Raw genomic sequence first — 8,812 nt, 5'->3', positions numbered from 1 at the left:
GTGCTGTGTTGCTTCCAGGCTTCGCCACTTTAGTGCAGGCTCGCCGCCATACCCCGCCGAAACAGGTTCGTTAACCTACGGACCGACAGTTCGCTTCCGGTTACTCCCCACCCCGCCTCGCGACGACGCAGTTACCTTCAGCTACGGAGCTGTGGCCAACTCCGACGGGGACTTACACCCCGCAGATAGCACGCCCTCACGGGCGTACACTAACCGGCTGAAAGCCGCCCTCGCTGCCGGGCGCGATGTATTCGGGCTGATCAACTCGCTGCCCCTGCCGCTGATGACGGAGATGATCGGCTACGCCGGCTTTGACTTCGTGATCCTCGATCTCGAGCACGTCGGCGTGAACCCGCAGACTCTGGAGAACATGATCCGCGCCGCGGAGTGTGCCGGTGCCACGGCCCTGGTACGCGTGCCACGGGCCGCGCCGGACATCGTCCTACGCGTGCTGGATGCTGGCGCACAGGGCATCGTGGTTCCACACGTGTGCAGTCCCGCAGTCGCGCAACTCGCAGTCGACAGCGCGCGCTACCACCCGCTCGGCAAGCGTGGCATTGCTGGGGGGCGGACTACCGGCTTCGGCACACTGGCATTGCCGGCCTACCTCGAGCAGGCCAACCGCGAGCTGATGGTGGTCGCCATGATCGAGGATCGGGAGGGTGTCGATGCGATCGACGAGATCGTTGCCGTGCCAGGCATCGACATGGTGCTGGAGGGAGCGATCGATCTGTCGCAAAGTCTTGGCGTGCCCGCTGACGCGCAGCATCCTTCCGTGCAAGCGGCGATCCGCCGTATCGCGCAGGCATGCCAGGCACGCGGCGTGCCATTCTGTGCCATTCCGCGGGCCGCGGGCCAATACGAGCACTGGCGCGAACAGGGTGTCCACGCCTTCCTGCTCGGCGACGACCGTGCCACGGCCTTCCGGGCGATGAAGCAGCTGGTGGCGGGCTATCGGGGGTGAAATTTGAGCGCTGGGGAGCGGTTCGTGGAGAAGCCCATTCGCTGTCGTGCTGGCAAGAGCGAGTTCACTTGCTGCTCACCTTTACCATTGATTGTCTCGCCACATTGCATTCTTTCTACGCCATCTCGACTTCTGATAGTCAATTTCCCATGCACGCTCATAATTCCCCGATCGCTGGCTCTGCCGATGCTCTGCAGAGGTGAGGCAGCATCTGCAGCAGTATGGCCTTGCAATGACACCGCGCAGATAGGTTGTCAGGCTTCCTCAAATGCGGGGCCCAACTGCATCAGACAGTGGAGTCGCTTTGCGTCGGAATGCTATGCGCGGATGATTCAGGCGCTGTTGCCGTCTCGAGCTTCCGCGCGGCAATCTATGAGCTTGCCGCCGCAGCGGCGATTATTACCCGAGTGACCGTTCGCTCGGGTGGGCGCGGCAAGCCACCTACTACGAATTGACGCACGGGCCTCACCAATGGGTAGTCTTCTATCAGCACGGTAAAGAAGTTTGTGCGTGCAATGTCATGTATGCCGCGGCCCATTTCGACTTTGCTCCTGCCTTTAGGCGTCCACGCGCCGGCGGCGGACTGAGCGCCTAGCTGCGACCGCAGCCCGCTAGCTCTCTCAATCAACATAACACCCCAGCCCACAGCAAAAAAACGCCGATCTGGCGTTATGTCAAAAAGGCAAGGCAATCGACTGTGCGTCGCGCCGTTATCGTCGGTTTGCATAAAACTGTTCCCGGATTTTGCAGATTTTTGTTCCTGGCCCCCTGGGCCAGGCCAAGGAGCGCCGCGGGAAGGCGCGCGGCGGCCGCCTTGCAGCCTCCGCCGGCGTGCCCCGGATTGGCCCTTGATCGCACGACGGTGCACGCGGTGCCCCTAACGGCGGCCGTCCTCGGCTTCGCAAGCTGCAGCGGGCTGCGCACCGACTGACCGATCCGCCGGGAAAGGAACAAAATTACGCAAAACGTCGGCCGGAAGAACAATGTTCTGCAAAATTTCTTTGCATAAAATTGTTCTCGGTACCTCGAAAACGGCGAACTGGCGGGCGACCAGCGGGAACAAAATTATGCAAACGGACGAAAACCGTAAGCTCGCTGCAGCTGCCGTCTGGAGGCCCAGTATCTTCTGTCGCGGCGGAATGCCAAGATGAGGCTGGGGATTTAGATTGCCAGACTGTACTGCGTTAGGATCAACACCGTTTGCGTCAGGCCTTGCGCCGAAAGGGTGGTCAAATACTCCGAAGGAGACTTCGGTGGATTCTTCAGAGATGCACGGTGTTTCGCCACTGCCGCCAAGACTTTCCCTGCATTCAGATCAAAGAGATCCACGACGACATCGTCGGGTGGATCGCCTCGACGTTGAACTCCTTGAGCGCGGCTTGCGGGGAAGTCCTTCATATTGAACGTGATGATTCTCTCCGAGCCGCTATGAATTGCGGCCGCAACCACATGTCGATCGTCAGGGTCAGGCAATTCAATGGATTCAATAAGGTGCTCATAGCCGAAAACTAGCGAATCCCGAACACTTCGGTTCATCAGTTCGCGAGTGCCTGCAAGGCGATCCGCGGAAAGCTCCGGCCGCCGCGCGAGGAGGTTGCGAATCCACTCGTCATGAATTTGATTCGTCCACTTTGCACGGTACAGATCCGTCACCGCGAGCCGCATCAGCAGATCGCCCAGCGAAGCAGGATAGAGAACGCAAGCATCGTAGACTACAGCGAAGTTGGAAGTCATGCTCAATAGCCCATGTCCAACTCTTGGGCCTGTGCTGCAAGTCCATCAAGTGCCTTGCGTCGCTCGCCATCAATGCGCTGCTTGTAGCTGACAACCTCCTGATAGCGGACGCGCCGATGCGTGTTGACCTTACGGAACGGGATCTCGCCCTTCTCACAGGCTCGACGCTTGTGGTCGATGACGGACAGCAGCCGCGTCATCGGCTAAGCCTTGGCGGCAAAAGGATCTCGCACCAGCATCAGGTCTTGGCCTGCATCCTTGTGATTCAGAGGCTTGTCATAAATCTCGATGGATGCGAAATCGGCCTTACCAGTGCAGCTTTCCGGACCGTCATCGTTACAATTCGACGGTTCGGACAATTACCCTCTAAGGCAACTCGCGAAACCTTGAGCGGCTCCGAGAAGCCGCTCCGTTGCCCTGCCCCGGCTCAGGACAGGCATGCCCCGCTGTCGCGTGCACCGCTGCGCGCGCCGTCGGTGAAGCCATCACGAGAGCTGATGCGCCCCCCATCGGTAAAGGCGTCGCGCTGGCCGTTGTGTCCCGACACGGCAACGATCAGTGCATCAGCATATGCACCGGCGTGGGCGGTCTGACTGAGGCCGGCGGCGAGTGCGACAGTGGCAAGCAGGGTCTTGGCAAGATTCTTACGCATTGCTATCTCCAACAGGGGTGTCGGCGGCGCTGCTGCGGCCGCACTCCTCGTGCAGGCGATCAGACGGAACGGCACGGGCCGCACGGGATCGCCTCTGCCGTGCAAGCCGTTGCCTGGCGCGTGCCGACTGCCATCTTGTGGTAGCGACGTCGCGCCGGACTCTGGATCAGTTAGTGCGGATGCGGCGAAAGAGCGCCCTCAGTGTAGCCATCGGAGCATTACGAACAGCGGCGCCAGCGACGTCAGTGAAGGCCCGTCAACCTTTCCACGCGGGCCAGTCTCCTTTGGTTGTGCAGGCGTGCGCCCTATGTGTCCGAATGCGCTTTAGCGCAACAGGTACAGCGAATGCAGCTCTCCATTTGCTCGCTCGCCCGTGCTCGCGATAGCACCCATGGCGTTATCGCTGGAGCCATCTGCGGTGGCCCCGGTGTCGCGGCAACCGGCGCAAGCAAGCATCAACGCTGCAAATCCCATGCACAACAACCTGTTCATGAAAGTCTCCTTCCGCGGGACGCAAGGGGTACCTGCGCCCACGTCGCAATCGTGTTGCGTCAGGCGGGCCAGATGTTCTGATTCACGCGGAACAGGTTGGCCGGATCGTATTTGCGCTTGATCTGCGCCAGTCGCGCGTAATTGTCGCGATAGGACGCCTTCACGCTGTCGTTCCCCTCGTCCATCATCATGTTGATGTAGCCGCCGCCAGCAGAGTGAGGATGCAGAGCCAGCCAGTAGTCCTTCGCCCACTGCACGATGCGATCGTTGTTGGCCGGGTCGGGATCCACGCCGACAATCACGCTGGCAAAGTTGGCATCGCGGTAGCTGAAGGCCGTGTCGTCGCAACCGGGACGATGCGCTGCGCCATTGATCGGATACAGATGCATGGTCGAGTGCATCGACGGCAATTGCTGCGCGTACTTGATGTGCAGATCGATGGCCTTGTCGCTCAGGTCGCTGACGAAGTCGGCTTTCCAGTACCACTGCAGGCCCGCCGGATACAGTCCGTCGAACAGGCTCTGCAGGGCTGGCCAGGGGATCGGCCCGGCAAAGTCCACCGCCGGCGGAACCGCCTGGCGAATCTGGCGGAAATGCGTCTCGGCCTGATTGAGCGGCCCGGTGTAGCACCAGACCACGGCGCACATTTTTTGCAGGTGAACTTCCTCTGGGAATGGCGGGACAGGCGGCACCGTGACGAAACCGAACCAGCCATTGATGTGCTGCGGCGCGCTCAGGATGAAGTCGCGCCACCATGTCATCAGCTCGCGTGCCTGCTCCATCGGCCATAGCATGGGGCCACCATAGACCGTGGCAAGGGGATGAGCCTTGAACTCGAATGAGGTCACCACGCCGAAGTTGCCACCGCCGCCGCGCAATGCCCAGAACAGGTCGGCGTTTTCCTCTTCACTTGCGGTGACGACACGCCCGTCGGCCAGCACGACCTCGGCGCCGAGCAGATTGTCGATCGTCAGGCCGTAGGCGCGGCTGAGGTAGCCGATGCCGCCGCCGAGCGTCAGTCCGCCCACGCCAGTTGTCGAGATGAAGCCACTCGGCGTCGCCAGCCCGTAGGCACTGGCGGCGTGATCCACGTCGCCCCATGTGCAGCCACCGCCAACCCGCAGCGTCTTGCGTCCGGCATCGACAAACACCCCCTTCATTGGCGACAGGTCGATCACCAGTCCGCCATCGCAGGTGCCGAGCCCGGCGCCATTGTGCGCGCCCCCACGCACGGCCAGCAGCATCCCGCCGTCGCGCGCGGCGTTCACCGCCGCGATGACATCCGCGACATCGACGCAGCGCGCGATGAGCGCAGGATGCTTGTCGATCATGCCGTTGTACACGGCACGTGCCTGGTCGTAAGCCGCATCGCCCGGTTGAATCAGTTGGCCCCGAAAATGCGCCTTGAGATCCGTCGCGACGGGTTCGCTCAACGAAGCTTCCATGGTTGCCTCCTGTCCGGCTGGTATGCAGGAGTTTTAGCAACCTCGGCGTTTCGAAAGCGTTAGGTGCGCCGTTACAAGGGGGATTCGGCTCCCGACGGGCCCCGCGGCGGTCGGGCCGGGATTAACGCGCAAGTAAGGCCCGCGCCCTGACGACGTCGGGCTGATCGAAACCCTCGGTGAATCGCGCAAGCGGCGCCCCAATCACCTCATCCGGACCGACGCGGCCCTGCGAGATGCGCAGCGCTGTCCATGACAGGGTAGCCCGCAGTTCAAGCGGGAGCGCGCGTTGGGCTGTGGCGATCTCGATCGCCTTGGTCAACGATGACTCAGCTTCGGCAAGGTTGGCGCTGCTGCGAAGCAGCAATTCACCGCGCAGACGGTACAGCTCGGCGTTCACCCAGTGCTCGCCGGTGCGCTCTGCGCATTCGAATGCCTCGTCCAACGCCGCCAACGCCGCCTCGGTCTCTCCCACATCGCCCAGGCATTCCGCGAGCATGCCGAGGTAGAGCGGCAAACGCAGGCGTGCGCCCGTCGCGTGAAAGCCCTTGATCGCCGTCCGCATCGCCGCCACTGCGTCGGCGCCTGGCGACTGTTTTGCTTTCGCCCAGGCGAGCAGCACGCCTGCCCAGGCGAGGTAGTAGCCTACGTGGTACTGCTCGGCGATCTCCTGCGCCCGGCGGGCGTAGTGCAGCGTGAGATCGTGCTCACCCCGCAGCGCATGCTGCGTGGCGAGATATGACAGCGCGAGCGCCTGCGAAAACGGGTGCGCTACCCGGTTCGCCATGTCCAGCGCTTCGTGTCCACGCTGAAGGGCCTGATCGGCAAGCCCCCTGAACCATAGTGCGTGCGCCGACCACGCGGCAGCCAGCACGCCGAAGTTACCGCCCATCAGGGACGCATGCTCGGCGTGCTGGGTTTGGTCATAAGCCGCGTGCGCGCGCTGATACGCCGGCTCGGCGGCCATCCAGTCGCCTTGCTGGACCAGGCTGCCCATGACGCAGGTCCATGCCATCACTGAGTACGTACCGGAACCCGAAGTGCCCAAACCCGCAAGCAGTTCCTCGCTCAGGCTGCGTGCCTGTGCAAGCTCCGCCCTGACCTCAAGGAAAAATGAAAGGCTGACCTGGGCGCGTGCTTGCTGATGTCTGTCGCCCGCCAGCCGGCTCAGTTCCACCGCGCGTCGCAGCGGCGCTTCCAGTTCGGGGGCCGCCCAACCTCGGGCGATGCGAATCGGTGGCGCAAGGTCGAGTTGGAGGGCCAGCGATTGACGGGCGCGCTCCTGCGGATCGGCAATCCGGTCCGCTTGTTCCAGCCCGCGCGTCAGCAACGCAATGGCATCGTCATAGGCGTACACATTCTGTGCAACGCCGGCCGCGCTCCGATAGAATGCCGCCGCCGGGGCTGGCAGGCCAGCCTGCTCATAGTGCGAGGCGATCTGCGCGCTTGCCGCGTCGGGCGCATCGCCTGGCGCCTGCTCGAGCGCTCGCGCCACGCGCAAATGCATGCGGCGGCGCTGCAGCGGACTCACTTCGGCGTATGCCACGTCGCGGATCTTGTCATGGCTGAAGTCAAACGCCAAGCCACTACTGTCCGTCTGGCGCACGATGCGCCGATGCCACAACTCGTCCAGCGCGCCTGCCAGGGCATCCTCGCCGAGATCACTTGCCTGGGCGAGGATGTCGGTCGTGAACGCCCGGCCAATGATTGCAGCAACCCCGACAATATCGCGGGTCCCCGGAGGAAGCTGCGCCAGCCGGTTCGAGATAATGGTGTAAACCTTGGGCGGCAACTTCGACGCCATGCCGCCCTGTGCGTTCCCGACCGGAATGGTGTCGGAGCGGGCCCGCATCATTTCGACCGCAAACAGCGGGTTACCCTCGCTCTCTTCAAACAGCCGGGTTGCTTCCGTGTCGGCCAGCGGCCGGTCCAAGATATGGGCCGCTATCTTTGCCGTTTCGGCCGCATCGAGTGTCCCCAATGAGATCTCGATTAACTGGTCGTCGCGGCGCAGTGCGTCCAGCAACCTGTTCGCCGCCTGTAGCTGCATGATTTCCTCTGGCCGCGCCGTTGCGACCACCATAAGCCTTGCCGTCAAGTCGAAGCGCATCAGGAAGCGCAGCCATTCAAGCGTCTCGCCGTCGCACCATTGGAGGTCGTCGAGCAGCAATAGCAATGGCCCGCCTTGTGCAAGCACCGCTCGCGCAAGCGCCTCGAAGAACCGCTGGCGTTGCCAGTACTCGGTAAGAGGCGACGGCGGCGACAGTCCGGATTGCTGCGTGAGGAGTTCGGGCAACAGGCGCGTGACCTCGGTCAGCCACAGTTTGTCGAGCTTGCCAATCGCACCACTCAGAGCAGCGCTGCGAAGCCAGCCGGTCACCGGTGCAAACGCCAGCTGGCCCTCGGCCGCATAGGCGCGCGAATGCGCCACGGTGATGCCTTGCTCGGACAGATGGACAAGCAGTTCCTCTGCCAGGCGCGATTTGCCGATGCCGGCTTCGCCCAGGATCAGGACAAACTGCTTGTCGCCCAGCTGGGTGCGCTGCCAGACTTCAATAAGCCGGCGCCATTCGCCATGCCGACCAATCATTGGCAGCATTGCGTCCCGCGGGCGTTGGCGCTGCATTGACGCAGCCTGCGCAGCCAGCCGCGCATAGGCCTCGCGCATGGATTCGCCGGGCAGGACACCCAATTCGCGAGCGAGCGTTTCCACACAGTTTTGATAGGCGCGTATGGCCGATGCTTGATCATGGTTCAGCGCATGCAAGCGCATCAGCGCCATGCAAGTGGGTTCGCGGCAAGGGTCGAGCCGCTGCAACTGCTGTGTGTACTTCAGCGCCTTTACATAGTCTCGCCGGTCCTCACTCAGTTGACCGAGGCGCGCAAGCGCGGCGATGCACTGTTCGCGCAACCTTTCGCGCTCGGCGTGGATCCACTCGTCATAGCAGTTGGCTAGCAGATCACCGCGATAGAGATCCGCGGCATGCGTCAGCGACTCTTCTTCAGCGCCTGCGTCGCCGTGCCTCGAGGCCCTGGCTGCTGCCGCAAGCGCGGACTGGAATTGAGCGACATCGAGGTCGAGCTCCGCATCGGGCAGCCATCGCACCGTTTGCGCATCGGCATGGACAAACTGATCTGCCTCCGGCCAGGCCTTACGCAGCTGAAACAGCAGTTGACGCAGGGCATTGCGCGCCTGTGCCTGCGAGGAATCAGGCCAGAACAGGACAGCAAGCTGTTGCCGCGTCTGCGGTGCGTCCCGATGCAGGACAAGGCAGGCGAGCAGTGCCTGCAAGCGGGGCGAGTTTGCGTTAAACCGGGGCGCGTCAGCGCCGTCGAGCTGGAACTCTCCAAACAAACAGACGGAGTAGCGGGCGTGGGAAGTCATACTGGAGCGCAATGCAGCACAAAGCGATGGGTCTGGCGACATTGGATTCACAATAAAGTTAGGGTAGATGCAGCTTCATCCGCTAATGCGAATCCGATACGACATGGGAACCTGACTCTCAGATCAAGCAGGCGGCCGTAGTC

6 protein-coding genes and 1 pseudogene are annotated in these 8,812 nt (G+C 62.5%); 1 reads left to right on the top strand and 6 read right to left on the bottom strand.

The genetic code is table 11. From position 1 onward, the window contains the following. Positions 1 to 283: 283 nt before the first annotated feature. Positions 284 to 964 (top strand): HpcH/HpaI aldolase family protein, encoded by a 681-nt coding sequence (locus tag J8I34_RS28240; protein ID WP_245176189.1) that lies wholly within the window; start codon positions 284 to 286, stop codon positions 962 to 964. 1,161 nt (positions 965 to 2,125) lie between these two features. Here J8I34_RS28240 and J8I34_RS28235 read toward each other — a convergent pair. From J8I34_RS28235 to J8I34_RS28210, 6 genes and pseudogenes are all read right to left on the bottom strand, one after another. Next, on the bottom strand, positions 2,126 to 2,698 hold the full coding sequence (locus tag J8I34_RS28235) for a PIN domain-containing protein (protein ID WP_209807550.1): 573 nt from the start codon (positions 2,696 to 2,698) through the stop codon (positions 2,126 to 2,128). 2 nt (positions 2,699 to 2,700) lie between these two features. Then, positions 2,701 to 2,853 (bottom strand): annotated as a pseudogene (locus tag J8I34_RS28230) (DNA-binding protein); the annotation flags it as partial. A gap of 272 nt (positions 2,854 to 3,125) precedes the next feature. Then, the gene (locus tag J8I34_RS28225) at positions 3,126 to 3,350 is read right to left on the bottom strand and encodes a hypothetical protein (protein WP_029049001.1); all 225 of its coding nucleotides are present in this window, start codon (positions 3,348 to 3,350) and stop codon (positions 3,126 to 3,128) included. A 324-nt stretch (positions 3,351 to 3,674) separates the two neighbouring features. Beyond that, on the bottom strand, positions 3,675 to 3,842 hold the full coding sequence (locus tag J8I34_RS28220) for a hypothetical protein (RefSeq protein ID WP_156914450.1): 168 nt from the start codon (positions 3,840 to 3,842) through the stop codon (positions 3,675 to 3,677). A gap of 59 nt (positions 3,843 to 3,901) precedes the next feature. After that, a complete protein-coding gene (locus J8I34_RS28215; RefSeq protein ID WP_209807549.1) occupies positions 3,902 to 5,287 on the bottom strand; it encodes an FAD-binding oxidoreductase in 1,386 nt (461 codons plus the stop codon). 121 nt (positions 5,288 to 5,408) lie between these two features. Then, positions 5,409 to 8,669, bottom strand: a complete 3,261-nt coding sequence (locus J8I34_RS28210; protein WP_209807548.1) for an AfsR/SARP family transcriptional regulator — start codon at positions 8,667 to 8,669, stop codon at positions 5,409 to 5,411. Between the last annotated feature and the right edge of the window lie 143 nt (positions 8,670 to 8,812).

It is taken from the genome of Cupriavidus phytohabitans, from assembly GCF_017815025.1.
GTDB lineage: Bacteria > Pseudomonadota > Gammaproteobacteria > Burkholderiales > Burkholderiaceae > Cupriavidus.
Note: the sequence above shows the minus strand (reverse complement) of the source record. Positions and strands in the feature narration are given on the sequence as shown.